We start from the raw sequence: 21,202 nt of genomic DNA, 5'->3' as shown, positions 1-21,202 counted from the left end.
CAACGGGGACTTATGCTTGCAGATGGACCGCGCCTTATGACAAGCGAGCCAGCGAGGACGGGCGGCCGGCGGATGGTGCTGCGAGAAGACGTTCCGATGACTGATGCTGTGCCACAAGAGTGCGCTGCCGAGCCTTCGACCGCACTCACAAGAAGGCGTCGCCGCGGCGTGCTCTTTGTTATCGGCACACTCGATCTCGGTGGCACGGAGAGCCAGCTTGTGCTGCTTGCCAAGGGATTGAAAAGGCGAGGCTGGACGGTCGAGGTCTTTGTGCTTTCGCGGGGCGGCGTTCTGGCAGAGACACTGAACGATGCGGGAATCCGGATATCATACGGGCTTCATCGGCCGAATCCGTCACCCGCATTGCCGGTGTCGGCCAAGGGGGGTGCCAAGGCGGGCACCGCTGCGAAGACGCGCCCAAGTGTGAAGGCGATGCTGGTCCTCGGCGCTGCCGTCACTTCGCTTGTTGTCCGCATCGCTTTGACAAGGCCGCGCGTGGTTCACGCCTTCCTGCCGCTAACCAATTTCCTGGGCGCCTTGGCAGGACGGTTTGCGCTGGCACCACGCGTCATCACCTCACGGCGCGGTCTCGGCTATCATCAGGAGCGGTGGCCTCGGGCGAAACGAATGGATCGGATCGCCAATCGGCTTTCCCATATCGTGGTCGCAAACTCCCACGCGGTCGCGGCCGACACGGCTGCCCGCGACGGCTATGATATCGACAAAATAAAGGTGATCCCGAACGGTCTCGATCTGGGCCGCTTCGATGACATCAGCCACCGCCGCGACGAAACCCGGCGCCGGCTTGGTCTCGAGCCGGACGAAATTGGGATCGTCATAGTCGCCAATTTGATTGCGTATAAAGGCCACAAGGACCTGATCGAGGCATTCGCTTCCGCAAGCGAGAAGCGCCCTAACCTGCGGCTGTTCATGGCAGGTCAGGACCGTGGCATCGGACAAGGCCTGGCGGAGGAGGCACAGCGCTTCGGCGTCGGCTCGAAAGTACATGCATTGGGAATTCAGAGCGATGTGCCCGACTTGCTCGCCGGCATGGATATTGGCGTGATCGCTTCCCATGAAGAAGGCTTTTGCAACGCCTTGATGGAAAAGCTCGCGGCAGGTCTTCCAGTCGTGGCCACCAATGTCGGTGGAAATCCCGAGGCTGTCTCCGGCATGCCGGGTTGTGTATTGGTAGAGCCTCGCAATCCTGCCGATCTTGCGCGTGGGCTTTTGGCTGTTCTCGACCGGTTACCCGAGTCGGCTGCTGACCGGGAGTTTCGGCAACGGACGATGCGGCAGCGCTACTCCATAGAGGCTATGGTCGACGCTTATGAACGTCTCTATCTCGCGGTCTGACGAATGAGCGGGATTGCCCCTACTCCCTCGAGTCGCTCAGTGGATTCAGCGCGTCCGCTGCGGACGATCCTGACGAATATTTCCGCCGGGCTCTGCGCGTTCACCATCGTCGTCTTTCAGTCCTGGTTCATGCCGTACTTTCTCCCTTTCTTTACGGGACGGGACGGGTTCGCGAGGCTGGTTTTCCATGCACTTTATGGCGGCGTCCTGATTGTTTCGATCGCTGTTCTTGCGGCGCGCCGGGACGTGCGTAGCGCTGTCCTTCCGCTTGCGATCGCTGCCGCCATGGCAGTCGCCCCGGTTGCGCTGCATCCGGTCGGGATCGTCGCCAAGTGCTATCTGATCACCCTTTTTCTCGGTGGAGCAGCGATTGTCCTGATGCTCGCCTCCGCGCCCTCAACCGTGCTGAGGCTGTCGGCATCGGTTACAGCGCTCAATGCGGTGATCTGCTTCCTAGACCTCCTCTTCGCCAACGGCTTCACCAATACTCCCGGTCGGGCCGCCGGTTTGGCGATCAATCCGAATGTGGCCGCGGCCGGACTGCTGCTCGGGGGTGCAGCGAGCTACCGCGCCGTCTCGCAAAAGTGGCGCGCGAGCTTCCTTGTTCTTGTAAGCGCGGCGCTTCTTGCCACTCTCTCCCGCTCGACCTTTCTTGCCGCCTTTTTCACCGTGGCGGTGCCCGTTGTCGTTCGCGTTTGGCACCAATTTCGAAGTGGGCGTCGCTTCCGGGTCGATACCAACGGCTGGGGTCGATCGCTCGCCGTCGCCTTCGCGCTGCTGGGGGCGATCGGCTTCGCGCTGGCCACGAATACTTACTTCCGGGTCGCTGTCGGCGACTCCTTTGCCGGCATATTGTCGGTAAGCAAGGCACTCGACGAGGCATCGGAAGCGGTCGATACATCTCACGATCAATCCCCGCCTGCCGCCGCAACCGCGCCATCACCTGCAGGGGCAAGCCAACCGACCCCGGAGGCGAGTTCGTCCGCAGGCACCGCCACGCCCGCAGCAAAACCCGGGATCAGTTCGGCCCCTCCCAAGGTCGACACGCATGCGGAAGCTGTCGCTCCATCTCCTTCGCCTTCCGACGCCACGTCCTCTTCCGCGGTCAGCCGGTCCAGGAACGTTGCCATGATGCGGGCGCTCGGCGAACGTTTGACGGACGAGGGCAAGAGAAATTCCATCTCGGCAAGAGCGCTCTTTCTGGAGCGCGGCCTGCTCGCCTATCGAGAAGGAGGCTTCTTCGGCCGCGGACTTGAAGAGGCGCAAGCCCTGGTGCCTCACAACACCTTCGTCCTGTTCGCGGTCGCTTTCGGCCACCTCGGCTGGCTCATTCCGATCGGCCTCGTCGGCTTCGCCTTCTGCTTTGCTCGACGCGCCGACGATCTTGCCCTTGGTGTAGCAGTTGTGGGGGTGATGCTGACCTCGCATGACTTTTTGCTGACGCCGAGCCTCTTTCTTCCGGTGGCTCTCGGAATCGGCGGCATGCTTGCCGAGCGCAGAGCATCCGCTCAACAGTCGTCGTCGGCCAGGAAAGGGGAACCTTGGAGCTTCGCGTTGGGAACAGCTACAGGCGTCGCGGCGTTTGCCGCCGGCTGCATCGCGATATTGCTCGTCACACCGCCGCTCGCTGGCGGACGGCTGCAGAACGAGACCATGTTTGCCGCCCGAGGCGGATATGAGACACTGCTTCCGCCGCCACGATTTCCCGGCATTTTCCAGTTCGACAACCTTTCCGGCATTCCCCCTTTGCAAGCATCCGATCTGCGCGAAAACGGGATATCGCTCCAGCGGGTCGACTGGTCTGCCCATGCATGGCCCGCCGTCCGGCAAGGCGAGTATACCTTTCGCCGACGGGACTCGGTGCTGTTTTCGGCCACGGATTCGAGCGATCCCCGCAAAAACGGGCGGACCTATGAGGTCGCAGTGCCACTCTCGGTCAGTGCACTCTGTTTCCTGCTTCTGGGTACAATCATCGCCTGGTCGATTGCGACGGTGGTTTCGATTCGAGGCTCGCATCAGGTGGGTGTTTCATAGGAAGACTGTTGCACCCGGACCCATCGCGTCACCGACGGCTGGAACGGCTTCTAATCGCTGGCGGCAGCCGATAGCCGGCTTTGAGCATCGCCAGCAGCGAGAGCCGGATATAGACCCATCATTCGCGCGATGGCGGCGTCGGTCTCCGGCTTCAGGTTCCTGCGCAAATGAGACCCGTCGCGGTAAATGAACTCGCCGTTGACGTAGCTGGCGCAATGTCTGTTCGGACACATCCCTTTGAGCGGATCGACAAAGAACACCCCATTTTCCACTGCAAGCGAGCCCAGCGCGGTCACCACCGGCGACCACGCCCGCAGGATTCTCTCGCTGTCCATATCGGTCGAGCAACGTCTCAATATCTTGCTTTCGCGCAGCGCCGCGCACGACGTCAAATCCAAACCTGGTCCCGGCACCTGCCCAATGATTCCGATACGCCGTTGCTGGGTGCTGATTTCTTCGACGAGGCTTTGCAATCCGTCGTGCAACAGCCGGACTTTGTCCGCGTGCCGACCAACCTCGGCAACGAGATCGGTATTGGCGAGGTTCGTCCAAGCTGAAGCAAGAACAACGATGTCAATGTCGGATCGCCGCGCAAGCAGCGTAACGGCGGCCTTGCGTGAAGAAGCGCAGCTCTCCTTGTAAGCGGGCTCTTCAGGGTTGTTGCGGTGAACCCCTTTGCCAAGAGCCGCCGGGCAGGCTCGATAAAGGAAGAAGCTCGTCTCCTCCCGCTGTCCGACAGCATCAAGCAACGGCGCCATATGCTCCGCATGACTGTCGCCCCAAACAATGCCGCGATGCCTGGCCTTGTCCCAGGGCGCCCCGAAGGCGCAGAACGTGCTGCCCAGCTCGTCGATCCTGACCAGTTGCGGACATTGCCAGTCCCACATCACCTCGAGGCTGCGCATCGCCGCACCTTCTTTCGGAATCCGGCTGGCGATGCCGCCGGCTTCGAAGATTGCATTACCACCGAAGCCGACAATTGATGCTGCAACCGCTCCGGCGGCGATGGTGCGTGAAGGCAAGAACCGCAGGTGACGGGCAGGCTCTTCGACAACTCGCCAAGAGAGATACGCGACCAGCCAGGTTGTCGCGATGAGAACCAACGCTTCGCCAGCCGTCGGCGTCGAGCCGCCGGCATAATGGCGGAAGAAGACCAGGATCGGCCAGTGCCATAGGTAGAGGCTGTAGGAGACCTTGCCTGTCATTCGGAGCGGCGGGCTGGAGAGAACGGCACCCAAAATGGTCTGGGAGCGAGGCCAGATGAGCAGGACAGCGCCGGCCACCGGGAGGAGCGCGTAGGTTCCCGGGAATGGCTGGCTCGACGATAGCCAGACGGTGCTGGCAACGATCAGGCAAAAGCCTACCAAGCCGAACGCCTCGGAAATGCCACGGCGCCCGACGGCGGGCATGAATACAACCAGGCCGCCCAGCGCCAGCTCCCAGGCTCGGCTGAAGGGACTGTAAAACGCGTGCTTCGGATCGACGGCCACAAGGTGCAGAGCAATCGAAAAGCTGATCAGCGCGACGAGGCAGATTACCACGACGGACGATGACCGTCCGCCCCGCGATATGCGATTCGCGGCCATCAACAAGGCCGGCCAAACCAGATAGAACTGCTCTTCGACGCCGAGCGACCAGAGATGGAGCAGCGGCAGAAGCGTCGCCTCGCGATCGAAGTAGCCCGTATTCCAGAGAAAGTAGTAGTTTCCGAGGCCGGCTGCGGAAAAGGCTGCACTCCGCCCCAGGCTGGCATAGTCCCCGGGCAGCAGGAAGAACCAGCCGGCCGCGAGCGACAACCCCATCATCACCAGCATAGCCGGCAGGATCCGGCGCGCGCGCCGGCCATAGAATTCGACGAGCGACAGTTCGCTGCCCTCGGCTGTCAAAAGGCGCGTGATCAGGTAGCCGGAAATGACGAAGAAGATATCGACGCCGACGAATCCGCCGGAAAGACCTGGTACACCGAAATGGAAAAGAATGACGGCGATCACCGCGATCGCGCGCAAGCCGTCGACGTCGGGCCGATAGTCGAACTTCAAAGCTCCTCCCGACCTATCTCCCGAGCGTCATCGCCCGATGGCGCCTCATAAGCCGATGGCGGGACCAGGTGCGGCGGTCACGCTGCGGTTCCAATACTCTCGCCGGTATATTCGAATATTAGCGCCTTCTTGCGACTTGGACTGGAGAAATATGGGGATTCCCCCACAATTTATTTCACGCTAGAACGACGAAATCTACACAGGTGCTGAATCAGTGCTGCCCTCATGGGCCAAGGCGTCTGGGTCATGGTACCACCACGCCGGGAGGCGTGCTTATTCGTTGAAGATGTCGAGGATCGCCGAAAGCTCGGCCAGCTTAGATCGGCTTGATAGAAAAACGAGTTGTTCACCGTGTCCTTGACTGTATAGAAAGACTGTCCTGTGCGCTGCGAGGCCACGCGTCGTTCTGGAGGGGGCAACTTTGGACAACCATAGCGCGGACATGGTTGAATTCGGCCCACGCACGCATGTTTTGGTTACCGGTGGCGCAGGCTTCGTTGGATCGGCGCTGGTCGATTTGTTGCTTGCGCGCAATTGCAGGGTAACCGTTATCGACGATCTTTCGAACGGCTCGCTTCGCAATCTGCCGGCCAGTGATCCCCGCTTGACAATCCGTACCTTCAGGGTCGGCGATCCGGCATACGAGGCGGCGGTGCACGAGGAAGTCGGCCTGGCCGATGCCGTGTTCCATCTGGCGAGCCCGATCGGGGTACAGCGTGCCCATAAGGAACGCTTCGCCGTCACCAGCGGCATTCTGGAGTCAGGCTGTTCGATCGTCGAGGCATGCCGACTGCACCGGCGTCCGCTTCTTTATACGTCGAGTTCGGAAGTTTACGGCTCCGGCCGCGATCGGCCAATCACCGAGTCTGATCCAGTTATGACGGACCTGCGACCGCGATGGGGCTATGCCGCTGCCAAGGCGGCGGTCGAGCATCTGGTGGCTGGACTGTTTTTTGATTTAGGCATCCCTACTTGGATCGTTCGACCATTCAACATGGCCGGACCGCGCCAGCGCTCGGCGACCGGCCTCGTGTTGCCAGCATTCGTCAACGCAGCCTTGCGGGGCGAACCGCTTGTGGTTCACGACGATGGCGAGCAGAGGCGGGCGTTCCTCCATGTTGCCGATGCCGCCGAAGGTCTGCTTCTGGTCATGCAGTGTCGCTCGTTGCGAGGCCGGCCAGTCAATCTCGGCGGCAGCGAGGCGGTACAGATTGGAAACCTTGCAAAGATGGTCGTCGAGGCCACTCAGACGAACGCGCCGATTGTCATGAAACCTTCCAATGCGGTCTATGGCGAGAAGTTCGCCGTAACATATGACCGCGTGCCGGACACAAGCCTTCTGACCACCATGACCGGCTGGCGTCCGCTGCGAAGCACAATGCAGACGATCCTCGACTGCATCGAGCATATGCGTACCGAACGAGTTATGGCTTGACGCTCGGTCCATTGGTCCCGCTCATCGGGGCCCTGTTCATAGCAGTTCCTTGCGTCTGGCTATTTGCGCGTCTGGCGACGCGCATCGGAGCTGTCTCCAAAGTCAAGAGTGACCGATGGCACACATCGGGCGAGGTTCCCCGACTTGCGGGGCCGGCCCTGCTGATCGCGATGTCACCATGGCTTGCGGCCGGACAAATCTTCCTCCTCGCTATTTTCTGCCTGGTCGGCGCGCTCGATGACGTCCGAACCCTTTCCGCCGGAGCCAAGGCCGCAGCATTGGCCGTTGCGGCGATACTTGCCGGCATCATCACAGGTGTGTGGTGGGTACCGATCGTCATTTGGATAGCCTGCAACGCGGTCAACATGCTCGATCATGCCGACGGCCTTGCCGCGAGCACAGTCGCGGCCGCCTTCCTTGGCCTTGGCGGCGAAGCTGGAATGGCGGGGGCGGGTGCGTGCGCCGGATTCCTCTGTTTCAACTACCCGCCTGCGCGTGTTTTCATGGGTGACAGCGGCAGCCTCCTGCTTGGCGCAGCAATCGTGCTTCTCGCGGCTGAGAAAGGTTTCGGTTCCTCGTTGGCCTGGATGGCGGTGCCGTTGATCGATGCCATGTTCGTCGTTGTTCGCCGCATTCGGCAGGGACGACGACCTTGGATCGGCGGTACCGACCATCTTGGACACGCGTTGCTGCGGATCGGCGTCAGCGGTAAAGCTTTGCCGGCTCTTTATGGGGCGACGGCGCTGGCGATAGGCCTGGCATTTACCGTTTGGCAGAATCCATAGTGCTGCCGGACGCCAAGACTGCGGCCTGACACGATGTTCACAAGCGCAAGACGCGTCCCGTTAAGGCTGCTGCTGACTGACCTGCAACGCGTTAAGCCCGCACCAAGGCGGTGCGGCGGCTTGGGATCCGGGGACCGCCGAGTCGACCCGCATCGAAATGAGGCCGATTTGGGAGCAAAGGCGCCGGCAGCGCAGCGCGCGCTCGGCCTTCCCTTGCATGCCGTCAATCGGGGCGTTATATACTGAACCACATGGTTCAGTATATAACGCCCCGCCTCGATGCCTCGTTCGCCGCGCTCTCGGACGCCACCCGACGCGGCGTTCTGGAGCAGCTCGGGCGTGCGGACGCTTCGATCACGGACCTTGCCGTGAAGTTCCACATGACCCTCACGGGCATGAAGAAGCATGTCGGCGTCCTGGAGCAGGCGGGGCTCGTCACCACGGAGAAGGTCGGGCGCGTGCGGACCTGCAAGCTCGGCCTGCGCCGACTGGAGGAAGAGGCGGCATGGATCGAGAGGTACCGCCAGCTCTGGGACGCGCGCTTCGACGAGTTGGACAAGATTGTCGAGGAATTGAAACGGAAGGAGAAACTCGATGGACGAAAGAAGAGATAGCGGGCCCGCGCCCATGAAGAACCGCACGACGGTGGAACGGAAGTCCGAGCGTGAGCTGGTCGTTACGCGAACCTTCGACGGTCCGGCGCGCATCGTGTTCGAGGCGTGGACCAAGCCCGAGCTGTTCATGCGGTGGTGGGTGCCGAAGTCGATGGGCATGTTCCTGCGTTCCTGCGAGATGGATGTTCGTGTCGGGGGCAGGTACCGTTTGGTGTTCGGCCACGATGCCTCAAACCCTGACGAGTTCTTCGGCAGGTATATCGAAGTGACACCGCACTTGCGCCTCGTCTGGACCAACGACGAAGGTGGTGACGGTGGACCCATCACCACGGTGACCTTCGAGGAAAAAGATGGCAAGACGCTGTTGGTCATGCACGAGCTCTATCCCTCGAAGGAAGCGCTCGACGCAGCCGGTACCGGGGCGGCGGATGCGATGGGCGAGACGTTCGAGCAACTGGACGAGCTTCTCGTCAGCCTGGGCGCGAGCGCGGGAGGGTCATGAAGCCGTCGATCTCGCGGCCGGCCGCCTGGCTTGTCGCTCCGCGGAAGAGAACGCGACGAGGTCGTCGCCGCCCGCTGCGGAGGTTGCATCACTAGCCTGGCGACGAAGCCATCATGCGTTCAGCCGCCACTCCTCATGCGATCCTGCCCCGCAAGCGGTCGGCCAATGCGGAAAGCGTATCGGCAAGTTGTCTCGCGGTCTCCGGCGGCGGCAGCGGCATTTTCAGGCTTTGCGCGCCGGTGGCGGGGTCGCGCTCGATCCATGGATGGCCTGGCGCGCCGGGATCGCTGGCGGACGCCAGCGCGGCGATGAACTGGGCGCCGACCTGCACCAGAGCGTGCCAAGGATCGGTACCCGCATCATGCGGCGCCGCCGCGGCCCCGCCCGCTCGCGCGCCCGCCATCTCGCCGGCGTCAGCGCCTGTATCCGCCTTTGCATCCTCCACTGATCCGACGGCATCCGCAGCGACGATGTTTGTCACTTCCTCGGCCGGTGTCACGGCCTCGGCCTCACCCATCCCCCCGGTGACTTTTTCCACGTCCTTCATGAAGCGGTTGAGACGCGAACCGCCGAGCGAAATCTCGCTGCTGCCGCCATCGAGAATTCCCGCCGACAAGGAGCGCTTGAACGCAAGCACCGAAAGCATGCCCTCCTCGATGGTGCCCTTGGCCACGAAATTGATGACCTGCACCGGCCGCGCCTGGCCCATGCGATGAATGCGCGCGATGCGCTGTTCGAGGATCGCCGGGTTCCACGGCAAATCCATGTTCACCAACGTCGACGCATGCTGCAGATTGAGACCCGTGCTGCCGGCGTCGGTGGACAGGAACACGCGGCAGGCGGGATCGTCGCGAAACCGTTCGACCAGTGCCGGCCGTTTGTCGGACGGCACGCCGCCGTGAAAACTGACGTAGCCCAGCCCACGCGCTTCGAGGCGGCGGATGACGATGTCATGGGTCCGCGTCCATTGCGAAAACACCACCGCCTTGGCCTCGGGCTCGGCGAACAACTCGTCGAGGAGTGCCGCCAGCTCGTCGGCCTTGACGCCATGGTCGGTTTCGCGGTCCAGCAGATAGGTGCTGTTGCACGACATGCGCATGTTCTGCAGGCTACTGGTCAGCCGCCGCTGATCCTTGTCCGACAGAAACTTGGTCTTGCGCCAGCGCTGGACGATTTTCGCCACCATGTCAGCGTTTTCCCGATGATGGAGCATTTGCATCTCGGTCATCGGCACCAGCAGATTCTGATCGGTACGGCTGGGCAGTTGCCGCAGCACCTCGGACTTGCGCCTGCGGATCATGACCGGCGCCAGCGTCTGGCCGACCTTCTCCAGTCCGGTGTAGCCGGTGACGCGCCCGGCATCGTCCTTGAGCTGATGCTCGTGCAGCAGCTTCCAGGTCGGCCCCAGCCGGTGCTGATCGACAAACTGGACGATGGAGACCAGTTCCTCCAGTTTGTTTTCCAGGGGCGTCCCGGTCAGCACGATCGCATAGGAGCTATCGACGCGTTTCAAGGCGCGCGCCGCGATTGTGTTCCAGTTCTTGACCCGTTGCGCTTCATCGACAATGACCAGTTCGGGTCCCCATGCGGCGATCAGGTCGAGATCCGGCTGGAGTTTCTCGTAGTTGGTGATCTTGCAGAAATCGTCTAAGGCGTAGTCCTTCTGCCGCTGTGCCCGACCGCCGTTGATCACGCGTGCCGCATTTTCACCATCCCGCGCCGAGAAACGCTCAATCTCGCTTTGCCACTGGTATTTGAGCGAGGTCGGGCAAACCACAAGCACTTTCGAGACGCCAAAATGTCGCGCCAGTATCTCAGTCGCGGCAATTGCCTGTATGGTCTTGCCCAGCCCCATATCGTCGCCGATCAGTGCCCGGCCGGTCCGCACGGCGAACAGCGCGCCTTCGGCCTGGTAGGGATAGAGCGGCACCTTCAGAAGTCCCAGCAGCTTGGGATCGGCAACCCCGCGTGGGAACAACTGTTCGAGCTTCGCGGCGCGGCGGTCGGCATCGCGCCTTCCCGCGATGAAATCGAGTGCATCATCATAGGCTCGCAATTCATGACCGGATTTCGAGACCATGGTCATGAAACGCTCCAACTCGCCAAAGCGCTCGTCCGGCAGTATCCCGTTGCGTTCGGCGTCGAACAAACCGCCAGCGGCCTCGCTCACCGCCGGCGGGCAGTCCGTTCCGGCGCGAAAATGAACGCGGCGTTTGCCTTCATTACGCAAATACAACTCGGAAAATGCCGGCTGGTAGCCGCGCGCAAACGCCGTTCTGGCGCCGCGCTTCTTCTTCAGGCGGGCAAGCGTGAATTCGAGGTGCTTGCAGGTTCCCAATTCGCTGGTGGCATAATCGGGGCATGAACAGAAATTGCCACCCGGCCCCAAGCCTCGGATCGCCACGCGGTAGCTGGATTTCGAAACAGGATTGCTGATCCGAAATTCGGAGAAAAACGGTTCGCTGGTCAGGTTTTCAAGCCCGAAATCCTGCTCCTGGCCGAACTGACGGCGCAAGCCGCGCTGCCAGTCCACCGGCGATAGATCGACGGGCGCGTGTGTGCGCGAGAGCTTGGGTTCTTTGTTTGGCTTGGTCTTGGGCTTGATCTTGGGCTTGATCGTGGGCTTGATCGTGGAATTCAGGCTTTGGCGCTTGGATTTCATCGAAGTATGATCCGTTCACTGCTCACGAGGGTCAATCGCAGGTGCGCCAGACTCAACCGAGCAGCCGATACCCCTTCGCCGTTTGTAGACATGCGTGCCAAAATCGGCGTCGGTTCGTCAACAGGGTAAACCTTCCTATCATGCAGCTGCGGGTGGTGGTGCCTCCCCCGCGACTGTGAAGGGCCGCCTCGCCCCGGGCGCATGTGCTCAAGGATCAACACGCCGTCTTGACGGGACGTGAGAACAAAGCGAAAACATCAAAAGTGGATTTGGGGAGGCGGCGATTGTCCATGCAAATTGCAAATGACTCGGCCGAGCTGTTTCGCCATGTGAGCGCGGACAAGGCCAGATTCTACCGCTGTATCATGGACGTCTTCGCTGCCGCCAAGCGGCAATACCGTTTGCAGTTGAGACCGGACGAAGTGCTTGCCGAAGCCCGATGGCCAGATGCAACGCCCCGCATCGAAGAAGTTAATACGGCGCTTACCCAACTAACGGCATGGGGCAACCTTGAATCGCACCCCGACACCGCACGGGTCTCCAGCCTCAGCGACTTCTACCGCGCGCGCTTCCTCTACCGGCTGTCGCAGGGCGGCGAAGCGGTGGAATCGGCATTGGCGGTCTTCGTGCAGACCTTGCAACGCCGCGCCGAGTTGCAAACCGTGGCGCTCGAAGACATAGCGAGCCGGTTGCAGGCCCTTCAGGCGCTGGCTGACGCCGCCGTGCCCGACGTGGCCAAGATCCACGAAACGCTGCGGGATCTTGTGCGCGTCTTCGAAGGCCTGGCCGAGAACGCGCAGGCTTTCATGGCTGGGGTCGCGCGCAGCATCGAGTTGCAGCAGGCTGAGGCGGACGCGGTCGCGAACTACAAGAAGCGGCTGATCGACTATCTGGAACGCTTCATGGGCGATCTGGTGCGCCGCTCCGACACCATCGCGCGCTTCATACTCGCGTTGGAGCCGAGCATCGACGCCTTGCTGGGCCAGGTGGCCGAGCGCGAATCGCGCGATGCGGCGCCCGGCGGCGCGCCCGACCAGTCCGATGCGCGCGACCACGCCCTGCAAGCCTGGCGCGAGCGATGGAAGGGTCTGCGCGGCTGGTTCCTCAGCACCGGCCACGAACCGCCTCAAGCCGAACTGTTGCGGGCGCGGGCACGGTCCGCCATCCCGCAGCTCCTGGCCGCGATCGCAGCCCTCAACGAGCGGCGCAGCGGCCGCAGCGATCGCTCGGCCGACTTCCGCCTGCTCGCCGGCTGGTTCGCCGCCTGTGCCGACAATGGCGAAGCGCACCAGTTGGCGCGCGCCGCCTTCGCCCTCAATCCAGCGCGGCATTTCGCGCTCGACGCCGACGCGGATGCCGAACTGCCAGCTAGCACCTCTTGGGCCGACGCCGCGCCGCTCCAGATTCATCCGCGTCTGCGCGAATATGGCGAAGCCGCCCCGCGCGGGCCGCCGCCCCGCGTGCGGGACCGCGCCGAGGACCGTGCGTTTCTGGCGCTGCAGTTCGCGGAAGAATCCCAGCAGGTGGAAGCGGCACGCAAGCGCCTCGCCACCAGCCACCCCGCGCGGCTTTCGGATCTGGGTGAACTCGACACCCACGCCTTCGGCCTGTTCCTGGGGTTGCTTGGAGAAGCGCTGAGCGAACAGGCCGGGCCGGAGGCCCCGGTAGAACGGCTGACGGGCGACGGCCTGCTGCACATTCACCTGAGGCCGCTTGCCGCCGACAGCCACGCCAGGATCGACACGCCGCTCGGCGTCTTTGCCGGGCGCGACCATCTGATCACCATCACACCCTTGCAGGACGGCCGATGAAAGCGGCAACCAGGTTATACGACGGCCGCAACATCGGCCTGCAGCAGCAGCGCTTGCAGCGCGAGGAGTTTCGCGCCTGCGTGCGCGCGCTGCTGATGACGCCCTTGATGAACCCGGCGGATGAGGATTTCGCGGCCGTGCGCCGCCAGGCCGAAGCGTTGCGCGAATGGTTTTCGCGCGAGGCGGGCTGGATATTGCAGGTCGAGCGCGAAGGCGCCCGCCTTTACAAGCGTCCGGGAAACCTGACCGACGCGATGCGCGGCCTTCCCGGCTACGACCGTCGCCGCTACGTGCTGCTTTGCCTAGCCTGCGCGGTGCTCGAACGCGCCGATCCGCAGATTACCCTGCAGCTGCTGGGCGAGAGGCTGCTGGAGCTCGCCGCCGAGCCGACGCTCGACTTCACCTTCACGCTCGAGGCGCAACACGAGCGGCGCGAACTCGTGTCGGTGTGCCGCACATTGCTGGGTCTCGGAGTGCTGCACCGCGTCGCCGGCGACGAAGAGACGTTCGTGCAGGCCGGAGGCGATCAGGCCGATGCGCTCTACGACGTGCAGCGACGCATGCTCGCCGGCATGTTGGCGGCGGTGCGTGGCCCGTCCACCTGGACGCCGGAAGAAGCGCCCGTGACGCTCGAAGCGCGACTGCGCGCCATGGTCGACGAACATGTAGCGGACAGCGAGGAAGGCCGGCGCACGGCGTTGCGCCACCAACTCGCGCGTCGGCTTCTCGACGACCCGGTCGTCTATGTCGAAACGCTGGATCCGGAAGCCCGCGCCTATTTCTTCAACCAGCGCGGAACGATGGCTGCCCGCCTGTGCGATGCCGCCGGCCTGGTGGCCGAACAGCGCGCGGAAGGTTTGGCCCTGGTCGACGAAGGCGGCCTGCTGACTGATGTGGCGATGCCCGCCGAGGGCACCGACGCCCATGTGACGCTGCTCGTCGCCGAGCATCTGGCCGCCGGCCAAAGGCAACGGCGAAAGGATGGCGCCGACACGGCGCGAGCTCCCGTCATGCGGGAGCACGACATTGCCGACTTCGTGCACGAGGCCAAAGGCAAGTACGGGCGCTACTGGCGCAAATCGGCGCGCGAGCCCGGCGCCGAACACGAACTCGCGGCAATCGCTATCGATCGGTTGGAAAAGCTACAACTGGCGGTGCGAAAAGCCGGCGCTGTGCACCCTCTGCCGGCGCTCGCCCGCTTTGCGCTGGGAGAGGCCGAAATTCGCGAAGCCCGCAATGCGCCAGCCCAGGCCACCGGCTCTCTGTTCGGACCGACATGAACGACCGCTTGAAACTGTTCGTTTCGCCATTGGAAAAGCCCGCGCTGCCGACGCCGACGCGGCAGCGCTGGCAGCCTCTGCGCCTGGGTCTGGTGGAACTCTATCACTACGACAGCGAGGAATTCTGGTTCCGCGACGGCCATCTGCTGCTGCGCGGCAACAACGGCACCGGCAAATCCAAGGTGCTGTCGCTGACACTGCCGTTCCTGCTCGACGCTCAGCTCAAATCCTCGCGCATCGAGCCCGACGGCGACGCCGGCAAGAGGATGGCGTGGAACCTGCTGATGAACAGCCACGACCGGCGCAACGGTTATGCGTGGATCGAGTTCGGCCGCTTGGCCGAAGACGGCACGCCACATTATCTCTCGCTCGGCGTCGGCCTCTCGGCAACGGCCGCCCGCCCGCAGGTCGACAGTTGGTTCTTCCTGCTGGAAGACGCCGACGGTGCGCCGCGCATCAACCAGGATCTGTGGCTGACGAGCGAGCATCGGATCGTGCTGACCAAGGAGCGCCTGCGCGACGCGCTGGAGGGCCGCGGCCAGGTGTTCGACACCGCCGCCAGCTATCGCCGCGCGGTCGACGAGCGCCTGTTCCGTCTGGGCGCCAAGCGCTACGAGGCGCTGATGGATACGCTGATCCAGCTTCGCCAGCCACAGCTCTCCAGGAAACCCGACGAAATCGCGCTGTCAAACGCGCTGACCGAGGCTTTGCCGCCGCTGGCGCCCGAACTGCTCGGCGACGTCGCCGAGGCGCTCGGACAACTCGATGAAGACCGCCGTCAGCTCGACGAGTATCAGGCGCTCGCCAAGGCCGTCGGCCGCTTTGAGGAGCGTTATCGCGTCTATGCCGGCACGCAGACCCGCAGGCAGGCGCGCCTGCTGCGCCAGGCCCAGACGGAATTCGACAATGCCAGCCGGGCACGCGGCGAAGCCCAGGCCCGGTTCGACGAAGCGCAAGCACGAGAAGCGCTCGCCCAGACCGCACATGATGATTCGGAAATAACGCTGGCGCGCGGGCGGGCGCGGCTCGACGCCTTGCGCTCCGATCCGACGATGCAGGACGCCAACCGTCTCGAAAGCGCCGAGAAGGAGATGGCGGCGCGCCGGCAAGCGACGCAGAAAGCCGCCGTGGCGGTTGAGCAGGCCGGCCGGCGGCTGGGACTCAGCAACGAGGAAACCGGGCGCACCGCCCGGCGCGCCGAACAGGCGGAACGCGCCTTGGCCGAACTGCGCCTGCAAAGCGCCTTGCACGGCGATGCCGCAGGTATCGCCGGCCAGCACACTGGAAGCCCGCTCGCCGCATTGGGGGCCTCCGCGCTGGTCGAGTTGACGCAGCATGCTTTCGACAAAGCCTGCGCCGAGCTTAGCAACCTTGTCGCCGGCCGGCGCGAGCAGATCGCCCTTTTGCGTCGCCGTCACAGCGAAGTCGCACGAGCCGAGGCGGACTATGTCCGGCGCCGCGAGATCCAGGACGAGCGGCAAGTCGAGGCCGAAGAGGCTGCCGAACGTCGCACGCAAGCCGATACCGAGGTCGAACGTCAAGGCCGGAACCTCTCGGAAAGCTGGGATCGCCATTTCACCGGCCTGAAACAGCTGCAAGTCGATCCGGATGCCAGGTTCGCGGCTTTGACTGCGCTGGCGGAATGGGCAGCCATGCTGCAAGGCGACAATCCCGCCCGGCACCTGCTGCAATCAGCACATGAAGCGGCCAGCTTCGCGCTGACACAGCGTCGTGCGACGCTCGACGGCCAACGGCAAACGTTGGAGGCGGAACACGAGGGCCTCGAAGACGAGCGCCGACGCCTGGAAGCCGGCGACGACATGGCGCCGCCCCTGCCCTACACGCGTGACGCCGCCGTCCGGGACGCGCGCCAAGGCGCGCCATTCTGGCAAGTGTTGGATTTTCGCGATGCGGTGACTGCCCCGCAACGCGCCGGCCTCGAAGCAGCACTCGAAGCCGCCGGGCTGCTCGATGCGTGGATCTCGCCCAACGGCAGCCTTCAGCCCGGCGACGATGGCGCGCCGCTATACGACACGCAGGTGCTGGAACGGCGAAAGTCTTCTCCATCGCTTGCCGACTTCATGGAAGTCACCGTGCCGGCCGGCTGTACCGTGCCGGCCGATATCGTCGAACGCGTGCTGTCCGGCATCGCCTGCGCGAATGACGACCCGGTCGACACCGAGGCCTGGATCGCCGCCGACGGCCGATATCGTCTCGGTGCCTTGTCCGGCGCCTGGGGTAAACCGGCGGCGGTCTATATCGGCCATGCGGCCCGCGCCGCCGCCCGCGCGCGGCGGCTGGCCGAGATTGCCGATCGCCTGGCACAGCTTTCCGGCGAATTGGCAGCCGTGCAGGACATGGCCGAGCAGCTCGCGTCGGATCGCGGACAGGCCGACGAAGAATGGCGTCGGGCGCCCGCCGACGAGATGCTGCGCGGCGCTCACCTGGCCGCCGTCGCCAGCGCGCGCGCCGCGCGTCTCGCCAGTGAACGGCTGGCCGAAGCGGATGTGCGGTGCCGCGAGGCCGAGCAGGCACTCAAGGCCGTGTGCGAACAACTCGCCGCGGATGCCGCCGACCTGCGCCTGCCCGAATCGCCCGAGGAACTGCCCCTCGTCGAAACGGCACTGGATCATTATCGCGATACGCAGGTCAGGCTTGAACAGGCCGCCCGCGAGCTGCGCCTGGCGCTGCCCGAATGGCAGCGCCAACTTGCCCGGGAAAACGAAGCGCGTGGCGATCTTCAGCAGCGCGAGCAGGAGTCCGCTGCAGCCCGCGTCGAAGCGGAAGAGGCCCTGGCCCGGCTCGAAGTGCTGCGCGAAATGGTCGGCGCCAAGGTCGAGGAGTTGCAGCGGCAGCTCGCCGAAGCGCGCGTCGCGGTCGCAGCCGATGAGACTGCGCTGAAAGTCGCCGGTGACGCCCTGCGCAAGGCGGGCGAGACGCGGGCGGTTGCAAAGCAGCAGGCCGAGACCGCGACCAACGTCCTGACCGAGCGCGGCGAAGCGCGCGCGCAGGCGATCTCCAAATTACAGCAGTTCACCAGCACCGGCCTGCTGTCGGCGGCGCTGCCGCGTGTCGAACTGCCCGACATGGGGGGCCAGTGGACGATCGATCCGGCGCTGACGCTGGCCAGGCGGGCGGAACAGGAGCTGTCGAACCTTAAGGACGACGACGAGGCATGGGCGCGCGTGCAGCGGCAGATCGCCGAGGAACTGACCGAGTTGCAGCGCACACTCGGCGCGCTGGGCCATCAGGCCCAGGCCGACCCCAGCGATTGGGGGTTCAGCATCGACATCGTCTACCAGAATCGGCGCGAGCGACCAGACCGCCTCGCCGGCCGACTCGCCGAAGAGATCGCCCAGCGCAGCGAATTGCTGACCGCGAACGAGCGGACCGTTCTGGAGAACCATCTGCAGGCCGAGATCGCCGCTGAAATCCAGCGTCTGCTGCAAGCCGCCGAACGGCAGGTCTATGCCATCAACAGGGAGCTGCACAAGCGCCCCACGTCGACCGGCGTACGCTATCGGCTGCTGTGGCAGCCGCTGTCCGAGGAGGAAGGCGCGCCGGTGGGCCTCGACGTGGCGCGCAAGCGCCTGCTCAACACCAGCTCGGATCTCTGGTCGGCGGAAGACCGGAGCGTCGTCGGCGCCATGCTGCAGCAGCGCATCTCGGCCGAGAGGGAGCGTGCCGATTCCGGCAGCGGAAAGGATAGCGGCACCCTGCTCGACCAGCTCGCGCGCGCCCTGGACTATCGCCACTGGCACCGTTTTCGCGTCGAACGCTGGCAGGAGGGGCATTGGCGCAAGCTTTCCGGCCCCGCCTCGAGCGGCGAGCGGGCGCTCGGCCTGACGGTGCCGTTGTTCGCCGCGGTGGCCAGCTTCTACAGCCAGGGCAGCGATGCCCTGGCACCGCGGCTGATGCTGCTCGACGAAGCCTTTGCCGGCATCGACGACACGGCGCGCGCGCACTGCATGGGGCTGATCCGCGAGTTCGACCTGGACTTCGTCATCACCAGCGAGCGCGAGTGGGCGTGTTATGCCGAACTGCCGGGCGTCGCCATCTGCCAGTTGCAGCGGCGCGAAGGCATCGACGCCGTGTTCGTGTCGCGATGGACTTGGGACGGCCGGGAAAAGACGTCCGAGGCCGATCCCGATCGCCGATTTGCGCCGGCATGAACGACCAGGTCGACCCGCGTCTTCAACGCCTGCTCGGCGGCGAGCATCTCGCCTCGCTGCGCAAGCGTCTGCGCCAGCGTTTCGAGCGCGCGCCGCTCGACGAGGCCGTGGAATGTATTCGCGTCGGCGAGCTCAGCGCGGAGGAACATGCAGCGCTGGCCTCGCTGCTCGGCCGCCCGCAGCGCCGTTCCAGGTCGCTGCGGATCGACGTTCGCCAGGTCGATGCCGACCTGCTGCGCTCCGGTGTCGCCACGTCGTTGCGCGACGCTTTGGAAAAGCTCGACGGTCCCATTCTTCATCTCGCCAGTATGCGGCTGCATCTGCAAACAGTTTGGTCGGGTGTCATTGATGGTTGCAGTCATCCCGGCTTGGCTAGCTTGCTCCTGGCGCCGGAGGGCATCGGCCTGCTCAAGCGGCTCACCCGGCAGGATGCCATCGCGGCAGCGGAGCTTTGCCGACGCGCCGAAGAGGTATTGCAGCATCTGCCGGCAAAAGGCAAAACGCGCTCGCAACTGGCGGCAGACGTGCTGGGCGATGCCCATGCGCTCGACAACGGCCGCGGGGTCGCGGCACTTGTGCTGGCGGTCTGGCGTCAGACCGCCCCGCCCGCTCCTGAGCCCCCCGCATCTGTTACCGATGAAGATGGCGAGACCGTGCGGAAATCGGGAGAGGACGTTGATCTGGAACCGGCCCGCAGTGTAGAGCGAGCACGCGACACATGGGCCAGAGCAGGTGTCCTGGTCAATGAGCTGGCACGTCCTGCGCTGTTCTTGAACCTGCCTATAAACGCGACTGAAAACGATCGTTGGCCTCCTGGAGAACCGGCCTATGCGTCGCTGCGATCATTGCTGCGCTCGCCACCCCGATGGGGCGCAGCTGGCCGCGACGTCTACGTATGCGAAAATCCCAACCTGCTTGCCATCGCCGCAGACCGATGGGGAGCTGGCTGCGCCCCGCTGGTCTGTACCGATGGCATGCCAGCGGCTGCGCAGCGATGCCTTCTGGCCCAATTGGCCCAGGCGGGCGCGCAACTCCACTATCACGGCGATTTTGACTGGCCCGGATTACGCATCGGCAACCACGTCATGCGCGAGCACGGTGCAAGGCCATGGCGCTTTGGCGCCGTTGACTATATTGCCGCCGTGCGAACGGCGCGCGGCCTTGCCCACCCGCTTGGAGGAAGGGCGGTCGAAGCGTCATGGGATGGGACGCTGGCGCCCGCCATGCGTGAACATCGCGTCGCCGTCGCCGAGGAGGCACTGGTCGCCTCGTTGTTGCAGGATCTCGATGATCGATGAAGCTGCGTGAACCGTGAACGCTTCATTCGCCCGTCTCCTTGATCGGACTGACTCTACCAAAAACTGGAGGAGCTTCAGCGTCTGAGGTCACCGCCGAGAAATATCGCACTCGGGGAATTCCGAGTGCGATATCGAGGCAGTTTTGGAGGCTATGCCGGCACTTCGGCTTCAGCCCTTTTTACCTGATTCAAGCTTTCAAGGACGGCAAGGTGAACGGCTACCGCCCGTGAAATTTGGATGACTTCTGATCTTCACCGAACGACCTGTTCTGGGTCATGCAAGAGAGTTCGCCCGGCTGGAGTGACGTCGGCGCAGATCGGACTTGCCAGCTCGGAGACGGAGAACGAGTATAATTTTTCGGATTTTTGAGACCGTCAAAAACTCAACCTTTTGAAAAATGGGGATTTATGGCTTGCTCGCCTCATGCCATTTCTAGGCGTCTTGACGCCTCGCGGATCGCCTTGTGGACGCTGCGCTGCAGGTCCATGAACTCCCCGCTTTCCATGATCTCTTCTCGGCGCGGGCGCTCGATGCCAACGTTGAAGGTCCGCGTGATGCGCCCGGGGCCGATCCCCATCACGACGATGCGGTCCGAGAGGTAGACGGCCTCCTCCACATCATGGGTGACGAAGAGCACGGTGAGCCGGTGCTCTTCCCAAATCTGCGTCAGAAGCTCCTGCATCTGGTGCCTGGTCAAGGCATCGAGCGCGCCAAAGGGCTCGTCCATCAGAAGCATCTTGGGGCGATAGGAAAGTGCCCGCGCAATGGCGACGCGTTGCTTCATGCCGCCGGAGAGTTCGGACGGGTAGAGATCGGCGCAGTGCGAGAGCTTGACCAGGTCGAGATGCTCGCTCGCGATCCTGCGGCAGGTCGAGCGGTCATGGCCGGCGGCCTTGAGGGCAAACTCGATGTTCTGCCGCGCCGTCAGCCAGGGCAGCAGCGTGTAGGACTGGAAGACGACGCCGCGGTCGAGGCCCGGCTTCAGGATCGGTGCGCCGTCGATATCGAGTTCGCCGGCGTCGAAATCCTGCAGCCCGGCCACGATCGACAGCAGCGTGCTCTTGCCGCAGCCCGACGTGCCCACCAGCGAGACGAATTCGTTGTCGGCGAGATCGAGGTTGATGTCGCGCAGCACTTCGGTGCGCCGCGCTCCCACACCGAAGCTCTTGTGGAGACCCGCGATCCGCAGTTTGGGGGAACTCATCGGCCATACC

13 protein-coding genes are annotated in these 21,202 nt (G+C 63.9%); 10 read left to right on the top strand and 3 right to left on the bottom strand.

Going from position 1 to position 21,202, the window contains the following annotated elements:
- The first annotated feature begins 96 nt into the window (after window positions 1-96).
- Window positions 97-1,356 (top strand): glycosyltransferase, encoded by a 1,260-nt coding sequence (locus tag AC4FWB_RS05890; protein WP_491024894.1) that lies wholly within the window; start codon window positions 97-99, stop codon window positions 1,354-1,356.
- A 39-nt stretch (window positions 1,357-1,395) separates the two neighbouring features.
- Window positions 1,396-3,390, top strand: a complete 1,995-nt coding sequence (locus AC4FWB_RS05885; protein ID WP_491024893.1) for a hypothetical protein — start codon at window positions 1,396-1,398, stop codon at window positions 3,388-3,390.
- A 50-nt stretch (window positions 3,391-3,440) separates the two neighbouring features.
- Here AC4FWB_RS05885 and AC4FWB_RS05880 read toward each other — a convergent pair whose 3' ends face one another.
- Window positions 3,441-5,429 (bottom strand): acyltransferase family protein, encoded by a 1,989-nt coding sequence (locus tag AC4FWB_RS05880; RefSeq protein ID WP_491024892.1) that lies wholly within the window; start codon window positions 5,427-5,429, stop codon window positions 3,441-3,443.
- Between the two features lie 421 nt (window positions 5,430-5,850).
- Here AC4FWB_RS05880 and AC4FWB_RS05875 point away from each other — a divergent pair, with 421 nt between their 5' ends.
- The 4 genes from AC4FWB_RS05875 to AC4FWB_RS05860 all read left to right on the top strand — a co-directional run bounded on the left by AC4FWB_RS05875 (window position 5,851) and on the right by AC4FWB_RS05860 (window position 8,765).
- Window positions 5,851-6,864, top strand: coding sequence for an NAD-dependent epimerase/dehydratase family protein (locus AC4FWB_RS05875; protein WP_491024891.1), 1,014 nt, complete (start codon window positions 5,851-5,853; stop codon window positions 6,862-6,864).
- A complete protein-coding gene (locus AC4FWB_RS05870) occupies window positions 6,861-7,649 on the top strand; it encodes an undecaprenyl/decaprenyl-phosphate alpha-N-acetylglucosaminyl 1-phosphate transferase (RefSeq protein ID WP_491024890.1) in 789 nt (262 codons plus the stop codon). Before AC4FWB_RS05875 ends, AC4FWB_RS05870 begins: the two co-directional genes overlap by 4 nt.
- Window positions 7,650-7,900: 251 nt before the next feature.
- On the top strand, window positions 7,901-8,263 hold the full coding sequence (locus AC4FWB_RS05865; protein ID WP_491024889.1) for an ArsR/SmtB family transcription factor: 363 nt from the start codon (window positions 7,901-7,903) through the stop codon (window positions 8,261-8,263).
- A complete protein-coding gene (locus AC4FWB_RS05860) occupies window positions 8,244-8,765 on the top strand; it encodes an SRPBCC domain-containing protein (RefSeq protein ID WP_491024888.1) in 522 nt (173 codons plus the stop codon). Before AC4FWB_RS05865 ends, AC4FWB_RS05860 begins: the two co-directional genes overlap by 20 nt.
- A gap of 133 nt (window positions 8,766-8,898) precedes the next feature.
- Here AC4FWB_RS05860 and AC4FWB_RS05855 read toward each other — a convergent pair whose 3' ends face one another.
- Complete coding sequence (locus AC4FWB_RS05855) at window positions 8,899-11,427, bottom strand: DEAD/DEAH box helicase (RefSeq protein WP_491024887.1); 2,529 nt, start codon at window positions 11,425-11,427, stop codon at window positions 8,899-8,901.
- A gap of 290 nt (window positions 11,428-11,717) precedes the next feature.
- On the opposite strand from AC4FWB_RS05855, the gene AC4FWB_RS05850 reads away from it, so the two are divergent.
- The 4 genes from AC4FWB_RS05850 to AC4FWB_RS05835 are packed head-to-tail and all read left to right on the top strand — an operon-like array spanning window position 11,718 to window position 19,988.
- Entirely contained in the window at window positions 11,718-13,238 is a 1,521-nt protein-coding gene (locus tag AC4FWB_RS05850) for a TIGR02677 family protein (RefSeq protein WP_491025255.1), read from the top strand.
- Entirely contained in the window at window positions 13,235-14,518 is a 1,284-nt protein-coding gene (locus tag AC4FWB_RS05845) for a TIGR02678 family protein (protein ID WP_491024886.1), read from the top strand. The genes AC4FWB_RS05850 and AC4FWB_RS05845 overlap by 4 nt, the downstream gene beginning before the upstream one ends.
- Entirely contained in the window at window positions 14,515-18,690 is a 4,176-nt protein-coding gene (locus AC4FWB_RS05840) for a TIGR02680 family protein (protein WP_491024885.1), read from the top strand. Before AC4FWB_RS05845 ends, AC4FWB_RS05840 begins: the two co-directional genes overlap by 4 nt.
- Window positions 18,687-19,988 carry a TIGR02679 family protein gene (locus AC4FWB_RS05835; RefSeq protein WP_491024884.1) on the top strand — a complete coding sequence of 434 codons (1,302 nt, stop codon included), beginning with the start codon at window positions 18,687-18,689 and terminating at the stop codon, window positions 19,986-19,988. Before AC4FWB_RS05840 ends, AC4FWB_RS05835 begins: the two co-directional genes overlap by 4 nt.
- 421 nt (window positions 19,989-20,409) lie before the next feature.
- Here the strand turns inward: AC4FWB_RS05835 and AC4FWB_RS05830 are convergent, their stop codons facing one another.
- A complete protein-coding gene (locus tag AC4FWB_RS05830; protein WP_491024883.1) occupies window positions 20,410-21,192 on the bottom strand; it encodes an ABC transporter ATP-binding protein in 783 nt (260 codons plus the stop codon).
- Between the last annotated feature and the right edge of the window lie 10 nt (window positions 21,193-21,202).

It is taken from the genome of Mesorhizobium sp. LEGMi-168a, assembly GCF_058312955.1.
Note: the sequence above shows the minus strand (reverse complement) of the source record. Positions and strands in the feature narration are given on the sequence as shown.

Coding starts and splice junctions, on each gene's coding strand:
- AC4FWB_RS05890 (WP_491024894.1), top strand. CDS start 97: ATGACTGATGCTGTGCCACAAGAGTGCGCTGCCGAGCCTTCGACCGCA.
- AC4FWB_RS05855 (WP_491024887.1), bottom strand. CDS start 11,427: ATGAAATCCAAGCGCCAAAGCCTGAATTCCACGATCAAGCCCACGATC.
- AC4FWB_RS05865 (WP_491024889.1), top strand. CDS start 7,901: ATGGTTCAGTATATAACGCCCCGCCTCGATGCCTCGTTCGCCGCGCTC.
- AC4FWB_RS05840 (WP_491024885.1), top strand. CDS start 14,515: ATGAACGACCGCTTGAAACTGTTCGTTTCGCCATTGGAAAAGCCCGCG.
- AC4FWB_RS05830 (WP_491024883.1), bottom strand. CDS start 21,192: ATGAGTTCCCCCAAACTGCGGATCGCGGGTCTCCACAAGAGCTTCGGT.
- AC4FWB_RS05850 (WP_491025255.1), top strand. CDS start 11,718: ATGCAAATTGCAAATGACTCGGCCGAGCTGTTTCGCCATGTGAGCGCG.
- AC4FWB_RS05845 (WP_491024886.1), top strand. CDS start 13,235: ATGAAAGCGGCAACCAGGTTATACGACGGCCGCAACATCGGCCTGCAG.
- AC4FWB_RS05860 (WP_491024888.1), top strand. CDS start 8,244: ATGGACGAAAGAAGAGATAGCGGGCCCGCGCCCATGAAGAACCGCACG.
- AC4FWB_RS05835 (WP_491024884.1), top strand. CDS start 18,687: ATGAACGACCAGGTCGACCCGCGTCTTCAACGCCTGCTCGGCGGCGAG.